Annotated in this window: 17 protein-coding genes; 9 read left to right on the top strand and 8 right to left on the bottom strand. The window is 66.4% G+C overall.

The window, feature by feature from the left end; translation table 11 throughout:
- Positions 1-45: 45 nt before the first annotated feature.
- On the bottom strand, positions 46-792 hold the full coding sequence (locus G3N99_RS11300) for a TetR/AcrR family transcriptional regulator (protein WP_206122436.1): 747 nt from the start codon (positions 790-792) through the stop codon (positions 46-48).
- Positions 793-962: 170 nt separating this feature from the next.
- Here G3N99_RS11300 and G3N99_RS11295 point away from each other — a divergent pair, with 170 nt between their 5' ends.
- The 6 genes from G3N99_RS11295 to G3N99_RS11270 all read left to right on the top strand — a co-directional run bounded on the left by G3N99_RS11295 (position 963) and on the right by G3N99_RS11270 (position 9308).
- On the top strand, positions 963-2144 hold the full coding sequence (locus tag G3N99_RS11295) for an isovaleryl-CoA dehydrogenase (protein WP_059238999.1): 1182 nt from the start codon (positions 963-965) through the stop codon (positions 2142-2144).
- A gap of 31 nt (positions 2145-2175) precedes the next feature.
- Complete coding sequence (locus tag G3N99_RS11290; RefSeq protein ID WP_043180715.1) at positions 2176-3783, top strand: carboxyl transferase domain-containing protein; 1608 nt, start codon at positions 2176-2178, stop codon at positions 3781-3783.
- 19 nt (positions 3784-3802) lie between these two features.
- Positions 3803-4588: an enoyl-CoA hydratase/isomerase family protein gene (locus tag G3N99_RS11285; RefSeq protein ID WP_206122435.1), complete on the top strand. Its 786-nt coding sequence runs from the start codon at positions 3803-3805 to the stop codon at positions 4586-4588.
- A gap of 45 nt (positions 4589-4633) precedes the next feature.
- Entirely contained in the window at positions 4634-6631 is a 1998-nt protein-coding gene (locus tag G3N99_RS11280) for an acetyl/propionyl/methylcrotonyl-CoA carboxylase subunit alpha (RefSeq protein ID WP_174942207.1), read from the top strand.
- Positions 6632-6947: 316 nt separating this feature from the next.
- Entirely contained in the window at positions 6948-7151 is a 204-nt protein-coding gene (locus G3N99_RS11275; protein WP_174942205.1) for a hypothetical protein, read from the top strand.
- Positions 7152-7193: 42 nt separating this feature from the next.
- Positions 7194-9308: a phospholipase C, phosphocholine-specific gene (locus G3N99_RS11270; RefSeq protein WP_174944015.1), complete on the top strand. Its 2115-nt coding sequence runs from the start codon at positions 7194-7196 to the stop codon at positions 9306-9308.
- A 75-nt stretch (positions 9309-9383) separates the two neighbouring features.
- On the opposite strand, the gene G3N99_RS11265 is transcribed toward G3N99_RS11270, so the two are convergent.
- Both G3N99_RS11265 and G3N99_RS11260 read right to left on the bottom strand, forming a co-directional pair.
- Complete coding sequence (locus G3N99_RS11265) at positions 9384-10703, bottom strand: galactosyl transferase GMA12/MNN10 domain protein (RefSeq protein ID WP_206122434.1); 1320 nt, start codon at positions 10701-10703, stop codon at positions 9384-9386.
- The gene (locus tag G3N99_RS11260) at positions 10700-11485 is read right to left on the bottom strand and encodes a class I SAM-dependent methyltransferase (protein WP_206122433.1); all 786 of its coding nucleotides are present in this window, start codon (positions 11483-11485) and stop codon (positions 10700-10702) included. The genes G3N99_RS11265 and G3N99_RS11260 overlap by 4 nt, the downstream gene beginning before the upstream one ends.
- A 186-nt stretch (positions 11486-11671) precedes the next feature.
- On the opposite strand from G3N99_RS11260, the gene G3N99_RS11255 reads away from it, so the two are divergent.
- From G3N99_RS11255 to G3N99_RS11245, 3 genes are all read left to right on the top strand, one after another.
- Positions 11672-12814: a DUF2827 domain-containing protein gene (locus G3N99_RS11255; protein WP_174942198.1), complete on the top strand. Its 1143-nt coding sequence runs from the start codon at positions 11672-11674 to the stop codon at positions 12812-12814.
- Positions 12815-13603: 789 nt separating this feature from the next.
- Positions 13604-14407, top strand: coding sequence for an EAL domain-containing protein (locus G3N99_RS11250; protein WP_174942196.1), 804 nt, complete (start codon positions 13604-13606; stop codon positions 14405-14407).
- Positions 14408-14500: 93 nt separating this feature from the next.
- Complete coding sequence (locus G3N99_RS11245; protein ID WP_174942194.1) at positions 14501-14917, top strand: hypothetical protein; 417 nt, start codon at positions 14501-14503, stop codon at positions 14915-14917.
- 98 nt (positions 14918-15015) lie between these two features.
- Here the strand turns inward: G3N99_RS11245 and G3N99_RS11240 are convergent, their stop codons facing one another.
- From G3N99_RS11240 to G3N99_RS11220, 5 genes are read right to left on the bottom strand one after another with little or no spacing between them, the layout of a single operon-like run.
- Positions 15016-16992 carry an FkbM family methyltransferase gene (locus G3N99_RS11240; protein ID WP_206122432.1) on the bottom strand — a complete coding sequence of 659 codons (1977 nt, stop codon included), beginning with the start codon at positions 16990-16992 and terminating at the stop codon, positions 15016-15018.
- Between the two features lie 24 nt (positions 16993-17016).
- Positions 17017-18153 carry a DUF2827 family protein gene (locus G3N99_RS11235; RefSeq protein ID WP_174942190.1) on the bottom strand — a complete coding sequence of 379 codons (1137 nt, stop codon included), beginning with the start codon at positions 18151-18153 and terminating at the stop codon, positions 17017-17019.
- A 34-nt stretch (positions 18154-18187) separates the two neighbouring features.
- Positions 18188-18655 (bottom strand): DUF4019 domain-containing protein, encoded by a 468-nt coding sequence (locus tag G3N99_RS11230; RefSeq protein WP_174942189.1) that lies wholly within the window; start codon positions 18653-18655, stop codon positions 18188-18190.
- Between the two features lie 25 nt (positions 18656-18680).
- Positions 18681-19835: a DUF2827 domain-containing protein gene (locus G3N99_RS11225; RefSeq protein ID WP_174944003.1), complete on the bottom strand. Its 1155-nt coding sequence runs from the start codon at positions 19833-19835 to the stop codon at positions 18681-18683.
- A 14-nt stretch (positions 19836-19849) separates the two neighbouring features.
- Complete coding sequence (locus tag G3N99_RS11220) at positions 19850-20995, bottom strand: DUF2827 domain-containing protein (protein ID WP_174944000.1); 1146 nt, start codon at positions 20993-20995, stop codon at positions 19850-19852.
- Positions 20996-21335: the final 340 nt, after the last annotated feature.

Genomic DNA, 21335 nt, shown 5'->3' with positions numbered 1-21335 from the left:
CGCCGCGGCCATCGTGCCGCGGTACCGCCATCCGGCCGCCGCGCGTCACCCGCGCGTGCTTTCACCTTCCAGCCGCCGCACGGCTTCCGCCACTTCGTTCCTGAAGCGCACGAGCGCCGCCTGTTCCGGCGCCGGCGGCTGCACGGCCGCCCACAGCATGTCGACGAGCTGGGTGGCCGTCGCTTCCGTATCGAGCTTGCGGTGCCCGAGGATCGCATCCCACAGCACGTGCTCGATCGGCCCGAACACCATCGAGCGCAGCAGGCTCAGCGGCAGGTCGGTGCGAACCTGCCCGGCCGCCTGGCCGCGCGCGAGCACGTCCATCAGCGGCGCGGTGTAGCGGCGCTGCAGCGCAGTGAGTTCGTCGCTCAGCGCATGCTGCTTCGCGCGGCCTTCCGACAGCACCAGCGCGCACAGGCCCGTGCCGTTCACCAGCATCAGCCGCAGGTGGGTGCGCACGATGAACGCGAACTGCTGCTGCACCGATGCGTCCTGCGGCATCCCTTCCTCGAACGCGGCGATGTTTTCGTCGTACCAATCCGCGATGACCCGTGCGCACAGCTCGCGCTTGCCGCGGAAATAGCTGAACACCGTCGCCTCCGAGACGCCCACGCGCTGCGCGATCTCGGCGGCCGTCGCATGCTCGTAACCTTTTTCGGCGAACACTTCCCGGCCGGCGCGCAGAATGTCCTGTACGCGTTGCTGGGATTTGCGCCCGGCGGGCGCGCGCGACGTGTCGGCGCGGTCGGCTTTGACGGTGACGGTCATGGTGTCGGCGGTAGCGGCTGTCATCTCGCCATGATATCTGAGTGTCACTCAAAAAACTATTGACGCCGAACCCGACGAGGCGCGAAACTGTGCAAAATTTACGCTGTATTGGTCAATGAATCTGAGCATTCATTCGATTTGAGCGAAACTCAGAAATCGGAGAGTGCCACACACTTTCTGGAGACGGAGGAGACATGATCAACCTGCCCGGTGTGCAATTCATGCTCGGTGAAGACATCGAGATGCTGCGCGACGCCGTCGCGACGTTCGCGGCGAAGGAAATCACGCCGCGCGCGGCCGAGGTCGACCGCACCGACCAGTTTCCGATGGATCTGTGGAAGAAGTTCGGCGATCTCGGCGTGCTCGGCATGACGGTGGCCGAGGAATACGGCGGCGCGAACATGGGCTACACCGCGCACATGGTCGCGATGGAAGAGATCTCGCGCGCATCGGCGTCGATCGGCCTGTCGTACGGCGCGCACTCGAACCTGTGCGTGAACCAGATTCACCGCAACGGCACCGAAGCGCAGAAGCAGAAATACCTGCCGAAGCTCGTGTCGGGCGAACACATCGGCGCGCTCGCGATGAGCGAGCCGAACGCCGGCTCCGACGTCGTCAGCATGAAGCTGCGCGCCGACAAGCGCGGCGATCGCTACGTGCTGAACGGCACGAAGATGTGGATCACCAACGGCCCCGATTGCGACACGCTCGTCGTCTACGCGAAGACGGACGTCGAAGCCAACTCGCGCGGCATCACCGCATTCATCGTCGAGAAGGGGATGAAAGGCTTCTCGGTCGCGCAGAAGCTCGACAAGCTCGGCATGCGCGGCTCGCACACGGGCGAGCTGGTGTTCCAGGACGTCGAAGTGCCGGAGGAGAACATCCTCGGCCAACTCAACGGCGGCGTGAAGGTGCTGATGAGCGGCCTCGACTACGAGCGCGCCGTGCTGTCGGGCGGCCCGACGGGCATCATGGCCGCGTGCCTCGACGCGGTGGTGCCGTATATCCACGACCGCAAGCAGTTCGGCCAGTCGATCGGTGAATTCCAGCTGATCCAGGGCAAGGTCGCCGACATGTACACCACGTTCCAGGCATGCCGCGCGTACCTGTACGCGGTCGGCCGCCATCTCGACTCGGCCGGCAGCGACCACATCCGCCAGGTGCGCAAGGACTGCGCGGGCGTGATCCTCTACACGGCCGAGAAGGCGACGTGGATGGCCGGCGAGGCGATCCAGATCCTCGGCGGCAACGGCTACATCAACGAATACCCGGTCGGGCGCCTGTGGCGCGATGCGAAGCTGTACGAGATCGGCGCCGGCACGAGCGAGATCCGCCGGATGCTGATCGGCCGCGAGCTGTTCGCGGAAACGATGTAACGCCCCACGTCACGCGAACGGAGCCCCGTCGATGCCGATCATCGAATCGAAACTGAACCCGCGCTCGGAAGACTTCCGCGCGAATGCCGCCGCGCTCGAGGCGGTCGTCGCCGACCTGCGCGCGAAGATCGAACAGCTCGCGCAAGGCGGCGGCCAGGCCGCGCGCGATAAGCACCTGTCGCGCGGCAAGCTGCTGCCGCGCGACCGCATCGCGCAACTGCTCGATCCGGGCGCGCCGTTCCTCGAGTTCTCGCAGCTCGCGGCGAACGGCATGTACAACGACGACGCGCCGGGCGCGGGCGTCATCACCGGGATCGGCCGGATCGCCGGCCGCGAATGCGTGATCGTGTGCAACGACGCGACGGTCAAGGGCGGCACCTACTACCCGGTTACCGTGAAGAAGCACGTGCGCGCGCAGGAAATCGCCGCGGAAAACCGGCTGCCGTGCGTGTATCTCGTCGATTCGGGCGGCGCGAACCTGCCGAACCAGGACGACGTGTTTCCCGATCGCGACCACTTCGGCCGCATCTTCTTCAATCAGGCGACGATGTCGGCGGCGGGGATTGCGCAGATCGCCGTCGTGATGGGCTCGTGCACGGCGGGCGGCGCGTACGTGCCGGCGATGAGCGACGAGTCGATCATCGTGAAGGAGCAGGGCACGATTTTCCTGGGCGGGCCGCCGCTCGTGAAGGCCGCGACCGGCGAGGAAGTGAGCGCCGAGGATCTCGGCGGCGGCGACGTGCATACGCGCCTGTCCGGCGTGGCCGATCATCTCGCGCAGAACGACGCGCATGCGCTGTCGATCGCGCGCAACATCGTCGATCACCTCGCGCCGAAGATCGCGTCGCCGGTCGCGCTGCGCGAGCCGAAGCCGCCGCGCTACGACGCAAAGAGCCTGTACGGCGTGATTCCGGTCGATACGCGCAAGCCGTTCGACGTGCGCGAGGTGATCGCGCGCATCGTCGACGATTCCGAATTCGACGAATTCAAGGCGCGCTACGGCACGACGCTCGTCACGGGCTTCGCGCACATCTGGGGCCACCCGGTCGGGATCGTCGCGAACAACGGCATCCTGTTCTCCGAATCGGCCGTGAAGGGCGCGCATTTCATCGAGCTGTGCTGCCAGCGCAAGATTCCGCTCGTGTTCCTGCAGAACATCACGGGCTTCATGGTCGGGCGCAAGTACGAGAACGAAGGCATCGCGCGGCACGGCGCGAAGATGGTGACGGCCGTGTCGAACGCGAAGGTGCCGAAGTTCACGGTGATCATCGGCGGCTCGTTCGGCGCCGGCAACTACGGGATGTGCGGCCGTGCCTTCGGCCCGCGCTTCCTGTGGATGTGGCCGAACGCGCGCATCTCGGTGATGGGCGGCGAGCAGGCCGCATCGGTGCTCGCGACGGTGCGTCGCGACGGCATCGAGGCGAAGGGCGGTTCGTGGTCCGCCGAGGAAGAGGATGCGTTCAAGCAGCCGATCCGCGACCAGTACGAGCGCCAGGGCCATCCGTATTACGCGAGCGCGCGGCTGTGGGACGACGGCGTGATCGACCCCGCGCAAACGCGTGACGTGCTCGGGCTCGGCCTCGCCGCGTCGATGAACGCGCCGATCGAAGACACACGCTTCGGCGTGTTCCGCATGTAACGGCCGGGAGGGCTGAACGATGCGATACGAAACGATCAAGGTAAGTGAAGCCGGCCGCGTGGCGACCGTCACGCTCGCGCGTCCCGACGTGCGCAACGCGTTCAACGAGACGACGATCGCCGAGCTGACCACCGCGTTCGAATGGCTCGACGCGCACGAAGGCGTGCGCGCGATCGTGCTCGCCGCGGAAGGCGCGGCATTCTGCGCGGGCGCGGACCTGAACTGGATGAAGAAGATGGCCGGTTACTCGGACGACGAGAACCGTGCCGATGCGCGCAAGCTCGCGCGGATGCTCGAGGCGATCCATCGCTGCGGCAAGCCGGTGATCGCACGCGTGCATGGCGATGCGTATGCGGGCGGCGTGGGCCTGGTGGCGGCGGCCGACATCGCGATCGCTGCCGACGGCGTGAAGTTCTGCCTGTCGGAAGCGCGGCTCGGGCTGATCCCCGCGACGATCGCGCCGTACGTGGTGCGTGCGATGGGCGAGCGCGCGGCGCGCCGCTACTTCACGACGGCCGAGGTGTTCGACAGCGCGCGCGCGGCGTCGCTCGGCTTCATTCACGATGCGGTGCCGGCCGAAGCGCTCGACGAAACGGTTGCGAAGCTGGTCGCGACGCTCGTCGCGAACGGCCCCGACGCGGTGAAGGCGTGCAAGCGGCTCGTCGCCGATGTGGCCGGCCGGCCGCTCGATGCGACGCTGATCGAGCAGACCGCCGACTGGATCGCGCGCACCCGCGCCGGCGCGGAAGCGCGCGAAGGGATCGCGTCCTTCCTCGAAAAGCGCACGCCGTCGTGGCGTGAATGATCGCGCAACGCGCGTGACTACTTCTTTCCGGACGACACCGAAGCCATGTTCGACAAGATTCTGATCGCCAACCGCGGCGAAATCGCGTGCCGCGTCGCCGCGACGTGCAAACGTCTCGGGATCGCGAGCGTCGCCGTCTACTCCGACGCGGACGCGAACGCGAAACACGTGGCCGCATGCGACGAGGCCGTGCACATCGGCGGCTCGGCCGCGGCAGACAGCTACCTGCGCATCGAGCGCATCATCGAAGCCGCGCGCGCCACGGGCGCGCAGGCGATCCACCCCGGCTACGGCTTTCTGTCGGAGAACGAAGATTTCGCGCATGCGTGCGAAGCGGCCGGCATCGTCTTCATCGGGCCGCCGGTCGACGCGATCGCGGCGATGGGGTCGAAGGCCGCCGCGAAGGCGCTGATGCACGCGGCCGCCGTGCCGCTCGTGCCGGGCTATCACGGCGACGACCAGGACGCGGCCAACCTGCATCGCGAAGCCGACGCGATCGGCTATCCGGTGCTGCTGAAGGCCAGCGCGGGCGGCGGCGGCAAGGGGATGCGCGTGGTCGAGCGCTCCGACGATTTCCCGGCGGCGCTCGCGTCGTGCCAGCGCGAAGCCGCGAGCAGCTTCGGCAACGATCGCGTGCTGATCGAGAAATACCTGCAGCGCCCGCGTCACGTCGAGGTGCAGGTGTTCGGCGACACGCACGGCAATACCGTGTACCTGTTCGACCGCGACTGCTCGGTGCAGCGCCGTCACCAGAAGGTGCTGGAAGAAGCGCCGGCGCCGGGGCTGCCCGACGATCTGCGCCGCGCGATGGGCGAAGCGGCCGTCGCGGCTGCGCGCGCGGTTGCCTATGTCGGCGCGGGCACCGTCGAATTCATCATGACGGGCGACGCGTTCTACTTCATGGAAATGAACACGCGCCTGCAGGTCGAGCATCCGGTCACCGAGATGGTCACGGGGCTCGACCTCGTCGAATGGCAACTGCGCGTCGCCTCCGGCGAGCCGCTGCCGCTGAAGCAGGACGAACTGCACGTGCAGGGCCATGCGCTCGAGGCGCGTCTCTATGCGGAGAACCCGGCGCGCGGCTTCCTGCCGTCGACGGGCACGCTGAAGCACCTGCGGCTGCCGGCAGGCGTCGAGTTCGCGATCGGTGCATCGGTGCGCGTCGACAGCGGCGTGCGCGAAGGCGATGCGATCACGCCGTTCTACGATCCGATGATCGCGAAGCTGATCGTCCATGGCGCGGACCGTGCGGAAGCGCTGAGCCTGATGCTGCGCGCATTGCGTGCCTGTGAAGTGGTCGGCCTGCACACGAACGCCGCGTTCCTGCAGCGGATCGTTGCGTGCAAACCGTTCGCGACGGCCGATCTCGACACGGGCCTGATCGAGCGTAACCACGACACGCTGTTCGCGCCGCAGGAGCCGCCGCGCGCGATGCTTGCGCTCGCGTGCGCGGCGCTGTTCGCACGCGAACGCGGCGCGGCCGCGCGGGGTTCATCGCCGTGGGGCGTGCTGCCGGACTGGCGACTGAACGGCGGCTATCGCCGCACGCTCGAATGGCACGCGGCCGAGCGCGAAGCGGACGTGACGGTCACATACGAGGACGACGGCGCGGTTGCGCGCCTCGCGACCGGCGGCGCAGCCGCGCAACCGTTCGCATGGACGCGTGGCGCCACGCCGCTCGATTTCGACGTGACGCTCGGCGGCGTGCGCAGCAGCGGCCGCGTGTATGCGGACGGCGACAACTTCCACGTGTTCACGCAAGGCACGGCGGAGACGTTCGAATGGCGCAACCTGCTCGCGCATGCGGGTGACACGGAGCAGGGCGGTGGCCGCCTGACCGCGCCGATGCCCGGCAAGGTGATCGCGGTGCTGGTCGAACCCGGCCAGAAGGTCGAAGCCGGCACGCCGCTGATCGTGATGGAAGCGATGAAGATGGAGCACACGATCGGCGCGCCGAGCGCGGGCGTCGTCGCGGAAGTGCTGTACGGCGTCGGCGACCAGGTGTCGGATGGCGCGCAGTTGCTGATGATGGCGGAAGGCTGAGCGTCGCCTGTTTCGCTGGTTGCGGGCCGGCCGCTGCGGCTGCCGGCCCGTCAGAGACGCTTCGCGATTCGTTGCTCGACCGGTACTGCAACGGACCTGCTTCGATCGTTCGGCAAAACGAAGCAATGCGAATCTTTCGATTGCATTACGCTTCCCGCTCTCCCTTCCGTCCCGACACGTGCCGCCATCTGCGTGCACGCCGCTCGCCCCCTTGCGCGACACTGTCGTGTAACACGCTGAAATTAGCATCTCGCCGTCGACATGACCGGTGCGCACCCGCGCCTGTGTCAAGTCATCACATTCACGGAGAGACGTTATGCGAAACTCGGCCCTACGGCCCGTCGCGGTCGTTGGTCTGATCGCGCTGACCGCACTCCTCGGCGCCTGCAACGACGACCTGACCGCACCCGCCGCACCCGTCGCGCAGCAGAAGGCCGCCTGCGGCGGCGGCGTGGTCGCCACCGCGCAGATGCACTGTCCGCCCGGATTCACCGCACCTGCTTCCTCGCCCGCTTCCTGATCCCGGCCGTTTCCACCAGAAATCCAATCAAGAGCAACCAGCATGGCCACCCATTCGCGACGCGATTTTCTGAAGTTCTCCGCCGGCCTCGCCGGCGCGACCGCCGCCACCGCACTGCTGCCCGAATCGATCCGCAAGGCGCTGGCGATCGAGCCGAATTCCGTGACGGGCACGATCCAGGATGTCCAGCACATCGTCGTGTTCATGCAGGAAAACCGCTCGTTCGACCACTACCTCGGTCACCTGAGCGGCGTGCGCGGCTACAACGACCGCTTCCCGGTCACGCTGCCGAACGGCAAGCCGGTGTGGTTCCAGCCGCGGCAGGAGGACAAGACGAGCGTGATCGCGCCGTTCCGCTACGACACGACCAACCCGGGCGTCAACGCGCAGTGCATCGGCGGCCTGCCGCATACGTGGGCGACGACGCACGGCGCGATCGACAACGGTCGCGCGGATCAATGGGCGGTGCAGAAGTCGAACATGACGATGGGCTACCACGTCCGCGACGACATCCCGTTCCATTACGCGCTCGCGGATGCGTTCACCGTGTGCGACAACTACTTCTGCTCGATTCCGGGCAACACGCACCCGAACCGCATGTACCTGATGACGGGCATGGTCGACCCGCTCGGCACGGGCGGCGGCCCGCTGCTCGACAACACCGACTACATCGACAACCAGTTCGACAAGATCCAGTTGCCGCCCTTCAGCTGGACGACGTATCCGGAGCGCCTCGAGAAAGCGGGCATCTCGTGGCAGATCTACCAGCAGGGCACCGGGTTCGACAACTTCACCGGCAACTACGGCACGAACATGCTCGCGTGCTTCAACAACTTCGTGAATGCGCCGGCCGGCTCGTCGCTGCAGACGCGCGGGATGAGCACGCGCCCGATCACGCAGCTGAAGGCCGACGTGCAGGCGAACGCGCTGCCGCAGGTGTCGTGGCTGCTGCCGCCCGCCGCGTATTCGGAGCATCCGAAGTTCACGCCGCTGTACGGCGCGTACTACCTGTCGACGATTCTCGATGCGCTGACGTCGAATCCGGAGGTCTGGAGCAAGACCGTCCTGCTGATCATGTACGACGAGAACGACGGCTTCTTCGATCACGTCGTGCCGCCGTCGGCGCCGACGCTGCCGGGTTCCGGCATGAGCACCGTGGATGTGTCGCTCGAGCGGCACAACGTCGTGACGTCGACGCAGACGGGCACGTACACGGCCGACAACCTGCCGTACGGCCTCGGGCCGCGCGTGCCGATGTTCGTGGTTTCGCCGTGGTCGAAGGGCGGCTTCGTCTGCTCGCAGGTCTTCGATCACACGTCGGTGCTGCAATTCATCGAGAAGCGCTTCGGCGTGATGGAAACGAACATCTCGCCGTGGCGCCGCGCGATCTGCGGCGATTTGACGTCGGCGCTCGACTTCTCGAAATCGGATGCCACGCTGCCGACCCTGCCGAGCACGCAGGCATACGTCGCGCAGGCGGACCTGCAGTGCTCGCGCGCGTCGTCGCAGACCGCGCCGGCCAGCACCGCGCAGCAGGTCGTGACGGCGCAGGAGGCCGGCACGCGGCCGGCGCGCGCGCTGCCGTACGAACTGCACGTGACGGGCCAGCTCCAGGCGCAGGGCTACGCGCTGACGTTCGCGAATACCGGCACGCAGGGCGCGCACTTCTGGGCCTATACGGGTGACGCGACCGCGATGCCGCGCCGCTATACGGTCGAAGCGGGCAAGCAACTGACCGATACGTGGGCGCTCGACGCGAACGGCAACTACCTGGTGAGCGTGTGGGGGCCGAACGGCTATTTCCGGCGCTTCGCGGGATCGGCCGCGGCCGATGCCGGCGCGAAGCCTGAAATCACGCCGTGCTACGACACCGCCAACGGCGACGTGTACGTGACGATCGCCAACGCGGGCACCGGCCCGCTCACGGTCACGGCGACCGATGTCGCGTACGGCGGCGCACCGCGCACGCTGACGGTTCCGGCGGGGCAGCGCGTCGAAGCGCACTGGGATCTGTCGTGCAACAGCCACTGGTACGACCTGCAGTTCGCGGTGGCGGGGAACGCCGGATGGACGCGCCGTATCGCGGGGCACGTCGAAACCGGCAAGGCCAGCCTTACCGACCCGGCTGCCGTGGCGCCGACGATGACGGCGATCTGACGTTGGCCCACGTGCGCCGGCCGGTTGCGCCCGGCCGGCGCACGCGTTTGCAACGTCGAGGTTGAACCGCCGGCGTCAGCGCAGCACCCCGTCGTCGTGCGCCATCATCAGCGCCCGCATCGCGGACCACATCCCGTAGTAGTGCACGATATGGCTGTCCGCGCGGCGAAACAGCCAGGGCGTGTTGAAGCTGACGAGATCGGCCACGCCTTCGCCTTGCAATTGTCCGTCGCGCTCCATCGCGCGAATGAAATGCAGCTGGTCGCCGTCGCTCGCATAGACGCTCGACCGGTCGTGCAGCGCGGAGATCGTCGTCATCAGGTCGCGCAGCATCGCGTCGTTGCGTTCGGTGCGCCGGAACGCCATCACGCCGGAGTTGAAAGCCCACTGGCCGATATCCTGCGCGAGCAGCCAGTCGCGGCCTTCGAGCAGCGGCTCCAGTGCTTTCTGCTGGTCGGCGATCAGCACGTCGGCATCGAGCCACACGACCCATTCATGATGCTGCAGGTACGCATGCAGCAGCCACGGCTTGAACCAGTTACCCGTCGCGTTCAGCTCGATCTCGGCGGGAATGTCGCGATGCACGTAGAGCGTGTAGCCGTGTGCGTCGCAGTAGCGCCGGAAATTCCGTTCGGCCACGCGTGCGTAGCTGCCGATGTTCGGCGTGTACAGCATCATCAGCGCGATCGGGCGACCGGGGTTGAACGTGCTGCGCTCGGCGGCCTCGTCCGGTGCGGCGGTGTCGTGATCGAACGAGAACATCGGCCGGCCGGCGGCGCGGCAGCGGTTGATGTACGCCACGAGCGTGTCGCGAAAACGCGGCGTCGCGCCTTTCCGTTCGGGTTCGTGCGGCGTGTCGTCGATGCTGATCGCGAACGTCGGTTCGCGGCTCCACATCGGATCGAGGTGGGGGCCGCACGGCATGACGGCATACAACCCGTCGATCGGTGCCACGTAGCGACGCGTGTCGAGTCCGGCGAACAGCGCGGCTTCCGAGGTCAGCTTCGGCTCGCTGCCGAGCTTGCAGCGCTGCACGAGCTGCATCACGATCGCGCGCACCTCCGCCGTGTTGCGCCAGATCTGCACGTCGACCTGCGGCAGCGGAGGCGCGAACGCGTCGACGAACAGCATGTCGCGGCCGCTCATCAGGCGGTCGAGCGCGACGGGCTCGATGATCGCCGCGTCTTCGCTGAGCAGCAGCACGAGCTCGTCGGGTTGCGCGCCGCGCAGCACATGGAGCAGGGATTCGTAGCGATACAGCGGCCGCAACGGCAGCGCCTGCGGCATCGCGGACGCATCGACGATTTCGTGGCGATATCCGTGCGCCTGCGCGTACCGCCGGTGATTCTCGAGGCTGGCGGGCGCGACCTGGCCGAAGTGGCTGATGACGATCATTGCGCGCCCTGAAGGTCCGGCAGCGGGCGCCGCAGTCGCTCGCGAACGCTGTCCATGCTCCAGAGTCCGAGACAGCGGTCGGACATCGGCACCGTGCCGATATCGGGCCCGTAGATGATGGATTCGTTGCTGCCTTCGACCAGCAGCGTCAGCGGCGGATCGAGATCGAACGGCGCCATCTCGAGGTTGATCGGCGTCCACTGGCCGGTCGCGATGTTCGCGTTGCGCGGATAGCTGCGGTAGATGAAGGTCGTGGTCAGCAGGTAGCGCGCTTTCGTCGCGGAGAACCGCTCGAAGGCGCGGAACACATCCGCATGGGAAAAATGAAACAGGCAGTCGCGGCACAGGATCAGGTCGGCGTCCGGCAGCGGATCCCGGAGCAGGTCGAGATGCACGAAACGACGGCTCGGCGTCGTCCACGTCGCCTGGTTGGCCGTCACGAGGGTCTGCACGATATCCGCGCCGATGTAGTCGATGCCGTCGAGGTCGACATGGCGCATCCAGTTGAAATCGCCGCACGGCGCGTCGAGCATGGAGCGCACCCCGAAGCGACCCAGCAGCCCGGGCAGCTCGCGAATGATCTGCGCGGTGTTTTTCAGCTCCGAACCCCACCCGGACACGCTTTCCTGCGAGTGCCAGCCTTTTTCGTCGTGGATCTTCTGGAAGACTTGCGCGGCATTGTGTTCCATTTCGTCAGCCCTTCTTTTGATCGTGGCGCGGCAAGCCCGTCTGCCGCCCGTTCTAATGCCCGAACAACCCGGCCCACTGGCGTAGGGTGGCACGAGTATCGCACAGCGATCTGGCCGATTTGCGCGGCCGGCCCGCGCGCTGACCATCCCTGACAGTATGCGGCGGGCGCTCCGCTAGAATGCCGGGTTGCCGCCGGCGAGCGCTGCTTGACGCAGGCGGCGCTTCGCGCGCTACACTGCGTCCATTCCATCCCCATCCAACCTTCCATCCCGCCGACGATGACGTCCCCTGTCCTGAACGGCCTGCGCATCGGTATCACGATCGGACTGCGTGCCCCCGACGAAAGCCTGTGGATCAACGGCATCAAGCAGAACGCGCTGTTTCTCGCGAAGCTGCTGATGGCGTCGCCGCACGGCTACCGCGTGACGCTGGTCAATACCACCGATGTGCCGCTTACCGACGCGCTGCCGTGGGATCGCAACGTGTACGACACGCGCCCGTTCGCCGACATGAAGGATTCGCTCGACGTGGTGATCGAGCTCGGCGGGCAGATCGACGGCGAGCAGACGGCGTACCTGAAGTCGCGCGGCGCGAAGCTCGTCAGCTACTGCTGCGGCGTCGAGTACATCAACGCGATGGAATCGATGCTGTTCGGCCGCCGGATGTGGGATTCGCTGTTCATCAACCGCGGCTACGACGAGGTGTGGGCGATTCCGCAGATCGCGCCGTCGTCGCTGCCGTTCCTGCAGTCGCTGCGCCGCTGCCCGGGGCGCGTCGTGCCGTTCGTGTGGGACCCGATGTTCCTGAGCGCGCGCGCGGCGTCGCTGCCCGGGAATGGCGAATACCGGCCGCGCAGCGAGCCCGACAAGCGGCTGACCGTGATGGAGCCGAATCACAACGTCGTGAAGTTCTGCGTGTATCCGATGCTGATCATCGACGAAGCGTATCGCCGCGATCCCGACGCGATCTGCTTCGCGCACGTGACGAATGCCGATCGTCTCGCGCACGACAGCCCCGAGTTCGTGATGCTGATGAACTACCTCGACATCGTGCGCGCGGGCAAGGCGAGTTTCGTCGGACGCTTCGATACGCCGCTGTTCCTGGCCGACCTGACCGATATCGTCGTGTCGCACCAATGGTCGAACCCGCTCAACTATTTCTATTTCGACGTGTGCTGGCAGGGCTATCCGCTCGTGCACAATGCGAGCCTCGCGCCCGATCTCGGCTACTACTATCCGGACAACGACGTGCAGCAGGGCGCCGATGCGCTGCTGCGCGCGCTGCATACGCACGATGACGACTGGGAAGCGTACACGCGGCGCCAGCGCGAGATCCTCGGCCGCTATACGTCGGCGAATCCGGCGCTCGTCGCCGAATACGACGCGCTGCTCGCGAACCTGGTCGGTGCATCGGCCGCATAAGGTCCGATTTTTCGCGCGGCGCATACCGTTGCGCCGAATCCCGCCATCGGGATTGTCCCGCCCTAATGTCTGACGAAATAATGCCGTTAAAAAAGAAACCGCCGAACCCGATCGGTTCGACGGTTTTTTGAAGGCACGAATTTGACGGCTCCGAGGGAAGTCCGTCGGAAATCATTTTAAAGGTTAACAAGTCTTGAAGATTGTTAAACATGTTTCAATCGATAATCTTCATATGAATTAACTTGATATTACCGATTCGAGGTGGTTTGATTCCAGTTTGGATATTTAATAATTCGTTTGAAACGATAATATTGAATGCTGCGATGATCGAATGACGTGCGGCAGCCGATTTTCGGCGCAGAGCAAACCGGGCGACCGGCCTCCGTGGCGGGCCTGGCAGCGAGCGCAGGCAGTGCTTCACGGGCCGGTATTTATCTGATTAATCGAGAATTTCCTGATTTTCGGGTCCCGTAAATTGCGGGAGAATTGAGTCGGGCAAGGTTGTTTAGACGAGAATAATAAACGGCATCCGGATCGGGGTTCCGTAATTTGCGTTAGTGTGACCTGTCGCACAGTCGGCATCGCGCGTACATGGTGTATTTCCAGTAACTGAATATCGTTGAAAAATATCGAATTTGACGGCGCGCCGAAGCGAAAAGTACGCTCCCGGAAAAGATCGACATAACAGGATGGGCCGGGTAGGCGGCGGAGCGCGTCATGGTCGGCGTGCTCCGCATGTTTCTTCAGGTCGAGCCGCGATCGGCGGCTCGCCATTTGCCGGAGCGCCGGATGAATGCGGTCGAAGCTCGCCTGGAGGCGAATCGGGAAGCGAATCGAGACGAAATCGATCTCGTGTTCGGCGCCCCCGACGATCATCCCGACCTCGCGTCGGTACGCAGTTTCGTGGAAAGCCGGCTCGGGTTCGCGCAAGAGCCCGTGTGCCGGGCCGACCTGTCGGGCGGTGTGCTGTACCAGGAATGCCTGGCGCGATTGCGGTGGGGCGAGCGCGATGCGCTGCCGCCGATCGCGTTCCTGCCGCGCCTCGAGGCGCTCGGGTTGATGCGGTGGTTCGACCGGCTCGTGGTCGGCCGGACGATCGACGCGCTGCGCGCCGATCCGGCTGCCGTCTTCGGTTGCAATGTGGCGGCGGCAAGCGCGGTGGTCGACGACGCGTGGCTGGCCATCTTCAGGCGGCTCGAGCGCGAGCCGTCGGTCGCGGCGCGGCTGGTGGTCGAGATCACGGAGACGGGGCCGCTGAATCCCGTCGCGGGGCGATCGTTCGTGAACCGCTTCCGGCAAGCCGGGTGCCGCATCGCGATCGACGATTTCGGGGTCGGATTTAGCGCGTTGAACAACCTGGTGGTCGGCAATCCCGACATCGTGAAGCTCGACCGGTCGATCCTGTCGTTGATCAAGCGCAACGCGATCGGGCGCTACCAGTTCCGCCGGCTGATCGCGTTCGCGCATGAAGGTGCGCGACACGTCGTCGTCGAAGGCGTGGAGAGCGAGGTCGACCGTCAGATCATCGTGGATGCCGGCGTCGCCTGGGCGCAGGGCATCCGTTTTTCATGGCGGTCGCCGGCCGCCGCGTGACGGCGCGGGAACAGGCGAGGTGGCGTGCATGATGCACGCCGATGTCGGGCGTGATCGGCGCGTGGCCGGGACGAATCGCAAAGGGGCGTGAGCATGGCAGGGACGAAGGCCGGAGGCGGAACGGGCACGCAGGCGGCCGGTGCGCGCGACCTCGTCGCGATCGCCGAGCTGGCCGACATGCTGTGGCAACTGGGCGCCGAATCGACCGATGTGCCGATCGACGTCGCGCCGTATCTCGACGGCCTGAAAGCCATTGCGCGTCGCATTCAGCGCATGAAGCCGCTTGACGCGGGCGGCCGCGAGCTGGCGGCGCGGCACTATTACGCGGGCGTCATCGCGGGTGCGTGCGGCGACGATTCGGCCATCGCGCGGGGCGTATCCGACAGCCTCGTCAAGCAATCCGGCGGCGCCGGCCGGCTGGTAGCACATTGCTTCGCGGTGCTCGCGCGGATGGGGCGGCGGCATGGCCGTACGTTCGCCGCACAGAGCGGCGATCGGGTGCTGGTCTAGCGGCTGTTCACGCCGGTCACGGGCCCTGGCACAGCGCGAGACGCGCGGCCCGCATCGACATCATCCGCACGTAGCGGCCCCGATCCGCATCCAGTCGATCAATCCTTCCCGAATCCGCCGAGCACGAGCGCCATCGCGCGGTCGACCGCGTCGTCCCATTGCCCGACGTGCGCGGCGCGCACGATCCGGATGCCCGGATAGAGCGCGGTGCGCGAGCCGGTTTCCCAGCGCGCGTCGGCCTTCGGGCTGAGCAGCAGGACGGCCGGCACGCCGAGTGCGCCGGCGAGGTGGATGTGCGCGGTGCAGGTGGTCACCACGGCATCCAGCGAGAGCATCAGCGCCGCCAGGTCGCTGAAATCGCCGAGCGCTTGATGCGGGAACGTCACCGGCAGGTCCGATTGCTCGGACTGTGCGGACAGGTCGCGGTTGATGCAGTACGCGGCGTGGCCGTGCATCCGCGTCAGCGGCGCGAAGTCGCGCAGGCTGGCCGCGCGATGAAAGCGTGCGTCGCTTTCGTCGCGACCGCGCCAGTTGAGCCCGATGCGGCGCGTGCCGGCGGGATGGCCGTCGTGCCGCACGCGCTCGCGCCACGCGGCCGCGTGCTCGGGCGGGCACGACAGGTACGCGGCGGCCGATCCCTTGGGCGCCGGTGCATAGCCGAACCGTGCGGCGAGCACCAGGAACGAACACCAGTAGTCGTGCGCGATCTGCGATGTGTCGACCCACGCGCCGTGCGCACCGATGAATTCGATGTGCGGGAACGTGTGACGCAGCAGGCCCGTCAGCGCGTCGGGAACGACGACGGTCACGCTCGTGCAGCCGAGCGTATCGAGCGCATGCAGGTAGCGCGCGTACTGGAGCGGGTCGCCGATGCCGCCGTAGCTGAGCACCAGCAGCCGCTTGCCCTGCAGCGGCTGGCCCTGGTAGAGCCGCTCCGTCGGCAGCCCGAACTGCGCGGCCGTCAGGACGTTTTCGCTGGCGATGGTCGCGTGGGCGGCCTCGTCGCGCCGGCCGGCGCGCAACAGCAGCGCCGAACGCGCGAGTTCGATGCGTCCGCGCGTCGTGTCAGGGAGCACGTCCGGATCGCCGAAACGTTCGAGCGCCGCGAGCCCGGCGTCGGGCGCACCGGCGAAGCCGTAGCACGACGCGAGTTGCAGCGCGATCGCATCGTCGTCGAGCCCGCGGTCGCGCGCGCGGTGCCAGCGGTCGATCGCATGCCCCCACTCGCAGCGCGACTCATGGTCGAGCGCGCGGTTCCAGTGCGTTTCGGGCGCGTCGGTGTCGGCTGCGGTTGTCGTTGCCGAGTGCGCCGTATCGTGTTCCGCTGCCGCATCGACGGCGAGCGGATCGCCCGAAATGAACAGCTTCCGCCGGTCCCAGCGCGGGTTCGGCACACACAACATGTTCAGGCCATCGATCCGGTAGAACGTATAGTCGAGGCCGGCAAAGGTGGCGATGATCGGTGCCTCGCCGACTTTCCAGTATTCGACCCAGCACCACGGCAGATGCGTCTCGATCAGCCGGCGCGCGCCGCGCAGCGCGTCGATCTCCATCCCTTCGATGTCGAGCTTCAGGAAATCCAGCCTTGGCAGGCCGAGCGAGTCGAGCCTGACGACCGGTGTCGGCGTGCCGCCTTCTGCTTGCGCGTCGACGAGCGAGACCTGACCGAAGTCGGCGTCCTGCCCGTAATCGACGTCGGGTACCTTCATCGTGCCGTTGGCGCTGGCGAGCCCCATGTTCAGCAGATGGAGGTTGTCGAGCTGGTTGAGCGCGACGGTGCCGCCGAGCGCATGGAACAGCGTACGCTGCGGCTCGAACGCGTACACGCACCCGCCGCGCGCGCGCAGCCGGTGGGCGATCGGCACGCACACGAGCCCCGCATTCGCACCGCCGTCCACCGCGATCGCATCGTCCGGCAACTGGTCGATCACGTGCAGGATCGTGTCGAGCTCGCCCTGGATATGCGGCCGCCCGGTCTTGATCAGCGCCTCGGCCTGAAACGCGCAGTGCCGGTTGATGACGAACGGACCGTGAATCGAATCGATCACGACGAAATTGCGGACGATCTGATTCATGGGCGGTAGCGTGGACGAATGGGGTCAGCCGAGCGCGCGGCCGGCGAACAGCTGCCGGATCTGCGCGGAATACGCGTGGACGTTGTGCTCGGCGAGCGTGTCGACCTGGTGCAGGCAGCGGCGGGCCGCGGCCGCATAGTCGTCGAGCCGCCCGTCGTGCGTCTGCGCGGCGGTCGCGATCGCACGCGCCGCATCGAAGATCTCGAAGTCCGGGTAGTAGTAGCCGACGTCGCGCAGGAACGGCGAGTTGTGCACGAGCGGGTAGTTGCCGTACAGCGCGTCGTACAGCAGGTAGTTGAGGCCGTTTTCCCAGTGATGGGACACGACGATGTCGGTGTGATGCGCGGCCCATGCGACGAACGGCGCGCGCACGTCGGCGGTGGCCTTGCCGTCGCGCACCATCTCGAGCCCGAGCGCGAGATGCTTGAAGGCGACGTTCTCCTTCTTGTCGAACGTGTTGGTCATGAACACGTGCTCGACGAGCTCCGGATGCTCGACGTAGCACGCGTTGGCGGCGAGCATCGGCACGATCGAACTCTTTACGACGTTCAGGTTCGGCTCGAAGAACGCGATGCGCTTCGCGACGCCGTGGTTGCGATAGCCGAAGCGCGCCTTCAGTTCAGGATCGGCGTCGAGGCTGCGCTCGATGAAATACGGCGACCAGATGTGCGGCAGCTCGATCACCGGCGCGCGATAGACGGCCTGGAAATAGGCCGCGCACGTATGCATGTGCTGCGGGTTGGTCCAGATCTCGTCGAACTGCACGCGGTTCGGGTTCGGCCGCCACGGGTTCTTCTCGAAGTTGATCGTCTCGACGGCGATCACGTAGTCGTTGCCGAAGCGGTACGACACGCATTTGCCGCCGCGCCGGCGCACGGCCTCCGTGTGGGTCGAATCGATGAACGCGTTCATCTCGATCAGCAGGTCGGTCTGGTGGACGACGGCGGACAGCGGCCGCAGCGCGTCGCCGAACGCGTCCATCATCAGCGCTTGCGGATAGTCGGTGATGCCGTCGTCGTGCGCGAGCCAGACCTCGCCGATCAACGGCGACTGTTTCAGCAGCATATACAGGTACACGCAGTGCTGGTTCGCGCCGTTGTACCAGATCGACTGCGTCGCGTCGCGCTGCACGTTCATCGTTATCGCGACATTGAGTTTCATCGGATCGGCTCCGTGGGGGCGGGCGGCGCGCGGTTTATTGCGCGAAATTCTGCGACTGGCGCGGCACGTAGCCCGTCAGGTGCCAGCGGCCGTCGTCTTCGAGGCGGAAGCTCAGCTTCTCGTAGACCGTCGCGCCGCTCGTCAGCGTCGTGGTGTAGTCGACGTTCGCGTAGAGCCCGTCGGGCGTCGTCGCCGCGTTCGTGTAGCGGATCCGCGTGATCTGCGCCCAGCCGCGACGGCTGACCGTGCCGACCGACTGGCGTGCATGCTGCATGTCGGCCGCGAACTGGTCCTGCTTGATGCGCGCCTTCACGAACGGGGCCGCGTCGGTCCATACCGCGCCGTACTGGCCGGCATCGAGCTGCTTGAACACCGCATCCGAGTCGCGGAGCAGCGCGTCGGCCGATTCGCCGGACGATTGCGCGTGCGCGCCGATTGCGATCGAAGCGACGGCGCAGCCGATCAGCCATTTTGCGCGGGTGAGGGTCGGGCGTGCGTTCATGTCGGAGTCCGGAAAGGGCGGCGCGTTACGCGTCGCGATAGAGGGTGGCGATCGCGTCCGTATAGGCGGCGACGTTCTCGGGGTTGTAGATGCTGACGGAGCTGAGCACGTGCTTCGACTGCTCGCGGTACGCCTCCAAGTTCGCGTCATGCTCGGCGAACGCCTTCAGCAGCGCGCGGCCGCCGGCCTGGCAGTCGAAGTCCGGATAGAAATACCCGGCCTTGCCGAGGAACGGCGAGTTGTGGATCAGCGGGTAGTCGCCGTACAGCAGCTCGTAGTACAGGTAGTTCTGAGCGTTTTCCCACGTGTGCGACACCACTGCATCGCCGTATGCGGCCATGAACTCGTACACCGCGTAGCGGCTTTCGAACGTCGTGATCCCGTGGTTCACGATGTCGAGACTCTTCGCGAAATGGACGAACGTCGCATGTTCCTTCAGGTGCAGCGTGTTGCACACGCGCACGAACTCGAGGAACTCCGGTTTCGCGCGATACGCTTCCTCGGCCACCAGCATCGGGATGACGCTCGTCTTCACCATGCAGATGTTCGGCTCGAACATCGTCACGCGCCAGCGCGGCTTGCCGGGCTCATAGCCGAACGACAGCCCGGCGCCGAGCGTCGCGCGCGCCTTGTCGAACAGCATCGGGTGCCAGATGTGCGGGACGATCGTGACGGGCGCGCGCAGGCCCGTCTGGTAATAGTGCAGGCACGAGCGCTCGAATTCGGGAATCGTCCACACGGCGTCGTACGGCGCGCCCGAGAACAGGAAACCCGACGGCTTGTTGAACATCGCGCGTTCGATGTCGATCACGTAATCGTTGCCAACGCGCATCGTGACGACCTTGCCACCGCGCTCGCGGAACGTGCGCAGGTAGTCGGCACCGAACTGCGCGCTCATTTCGATCAGCACGTCGCAGCGCTGCAGCGCTTCGTCCATCGACAGCAGCGGCACGTCCCATTCGCCGAGCATCATCTGCGGATCGGCGACCTGTTCGCCGCCGTTCACCATCACGGCTTCCGCGACGAGCGGCGACTGGCGCAGCAGCAGGATCAGCAGCAGGCAGTTCTGGAAGATGCCGTTTTCCCACAGCGACTGACCGGCGCCGCGCACGAACAGCGACACGCCGACGACGAGACGCTTGCCCTCGCCGGGCGCTTGACGGGCATTGGAGTCCGACATGCGTATTCTCCGGTTCAGGCGACCAGACGCGAGACAAACGCGTCGAGGTTCGCGGGGTTGTCGATCGAGACCGATTGCAGCAGCCGGTCGGCCTTCGCGCGGTAGTCGTCGAGGCGTTCGTCGTGATGGAGCCACGCATCGAGCAGCGCCCGGCCGCCCGCGGCGGAATCGAAGTCCGGGTAGTAGTAACCGGCGTCGCCGATCAGCGTCGAGTTGTGGATCAGCGGGTAGCCGCCGTACAGCACGTCGTAATACAGGTAGTTCTGCCCGTTTTCCCAGTGGTGCGACACGACCGCGTCCGCATGGCGCGCCATGAAACCCGGCAGGTCGAGGCGCGGCTCGAAGGTGGCCTTGTGCTGGCGCACGAGATCGAGGCTGTTCGCGAAGTGCACGAAGGTCGGATGCTCCTTCATGTGCAGCGCGTTCACGACGAACATGTGCTGCACCGCGTCCGGGCGCGCGCGGTAGAACTCGTCGCACGCGAGCATCGGGTAATGGCAGGACTTGGCGACCGAGATGTTCGGTTCGAGCATCGCCAGGTGCCACGGGCGGCGGCCCGGCCGGTAGCCGAACGTCGCGCCTTCCGCGGCGAGCGCGGCGATGCGGCGCTCGAGGAAGTACGGCGACCAGATGTGCGGCATCAGGTGGACCGGCGCGCGCAGGATGGTCTGCAGCATCGGCGCGGCCGTCTTGTCGTATTGCGGCAGCAGCCACACTTCGTCGAACGGCGCGCCATTGAAGATGTGCCCCGACGGTTTGCCGAAGATCGGGGTTTCGCACAGGCCGGCGTATACGTGCCCGCAGAAGAACGCGGCGATTTTCTTGCCGAGCGCCTTCATGTGCCTGAGCCATTCCACCGGGAGCTGCGCGCCCATTTCGATCACGACGTCGAGTTCGTGCGTGACGTCGGCGGGTTTCACGAGCGGGATGTCGAGGCCGTCGAGTTCGAGGCCGGCCGGCAGGGCGTTGGCGTCGCCGCCGTTCAGGAAGTAGACGGGGCCGACGCGATCCGAGCGCTTGAGCATCATCGCGAGGAACGCGATGTTCTGGTGTATGCCGTTTTCCCAGATCGCCTGGCCGTCGCGCGCAAACAGCGAGATGCCGACCGCCGGTCGTTGCTTGCGGGTGCCGCCCGAGGCGGCTTCATTGATGTCCGTCACCGGTTGGTTTCCTCTGCGGCGTCGTGCGTCCGGGCATCGCGTCGAGCGTCTGGCCTGGAAGCGGCGCGCCGTGGATTGTCATGGTTGCATGTGCGCCGGCGCGCCGCGGCGGGCGAATCGGGCGACCTGGTTCGCGAGGGCGGCAGCCGGTTTCCGGCGTGTCGTCGGGCACGCCTGGCACGGCGTGCGATTCGGGCAGGCTGCCCCGGCGACTGTCTGCGGCGATTGTGGCACGGAAACCACCGGTTTTGGCGGGACGTGACGAACTTTGACATAGCCGGCGGCCAATGGAAACGGGCGCCGGCGAAGCGGCGCCCGGCGGTCCGGCGGCGGTCGGGTG

Source organism: Burkholderia sp. Ac-20392 (assembly GCF_017104585.1).
Classification (GTDB): domain Bacteria; phylum Pseudomonadota; class Gammaproteobacteria; order Burkholderiales; family Burkholderiaceae; genus Burkholderia; species Burkholderia lata.
Note: the sequence above shows the minus strand (reverse complement) of the source record. Positions and strands in the feature narration are given on the sequence as shown.

Bases quoted from the DNA above. Each gene is read 5' to 3' on its own strand.
- G3N99_RS11280 (WP_174942207.1), top strand. From the start codon at position 4,634: ATGTTCGACAAGATTCTGATCGCCAACCGCGGCGAAATCGCGTGCCGC.
- G3N99_RS11245 (WP_174942194.1), top strand. From the start codon at position 14,501: ATGGCAGGGACGAAGGCCGGAGGCGGAACGGGCACGCAGGCGGCCGGT.
- G3N99_RS11270 (WP_174944015.1), top strand. From the start codon at position 7,194: ATGGCCACCCATTCGCGACGCGATTTTCTGAAGTTCTCCGCCGGCCTC.
- G3N99_RS11255 (WP_174942198.1), top strand. From the start codon at position 11,672: ATGACGTCCCCTGTCCTGAACGGCCTGCGCATCGGTATCACGATCGGA.
- G3N99_RS11300 (WP_206122436.1), bottom strand. From the start codon at position 792: ATGACAGCCGCTACCGCCGACACCATGACCGTCACCGTCAAAGCCGAC.
- G3N99_RS11290 (WP_043180715.1), top strand. From the start codon at position 2,176: ATGCCGATCATCGAATCGAAACTGAACCCGCGCTCGGAAGACTTCCGC.
- G3N99_RS11250 (WP_174942196.1), top strand. From the start codon at position 13,604: ATGAATGCGGTCGAAGCTCGCCTGGAGGCGAATCGGGAAGCGAATCGA.
- G3N99_RS11225 (WP_174944003.1), bottom strand. From the start codon at position 19,835: ATGTCGGACTCCAATGCCCGTCAAGCGCCCGGCGAGGGCAAGCGTCTC.
- G3N99_RS11265 (WP_206122434.1), bottom strand. From the start codon at position 10,703: ATGATCGTCATCAGCCACTTCGGCCAGGTCGCGCCCGCCAGCCTCGAG.
- G3N99_RS11275 (WP_174942205.1), top strand. From the start codon at position 6,948: ATGCGAAACTCGGCCCTACGGCCCGTCGCGGTCGTTGGTCTGATCGCG.
- G3N99_RS11235 (WP_174942190.1), bottom strand. From the start codon at position 18,153: ATGAAACTCAATGTCGCGATAACGATGAACGTGCAGCGCGACGCGACG.
- G3N99_RS11285 (WP_206122435.1), top strand. From the start codon at position 3,803: ATGCGATACGAAACGATCAAGGTAAGTGAAGCCGGCCGCGTGGCGACC.
- G3N99_RS11240 (WP_206122432.1), bottom strand. From the start codon at position 16,992: ATGAATCAGATCGTCCGCAATTTCGTCGTGATCGATTCGATTCACGGT.
- G3N99_RS11230 (WP_174942189.1), bottom strand. From the start codon at position 18,655: ATGAACGCACGCCCGACCCTCACCCGCGCAAAATGGCTGATCGGCTGC.
- G3N99_RS11295 (WP_059238999.1), top strand. From the start codon at position 963: ATGATCAACCTGCCCGGTGTGCAATTCATGCTCGGTGAAGACATCGAG.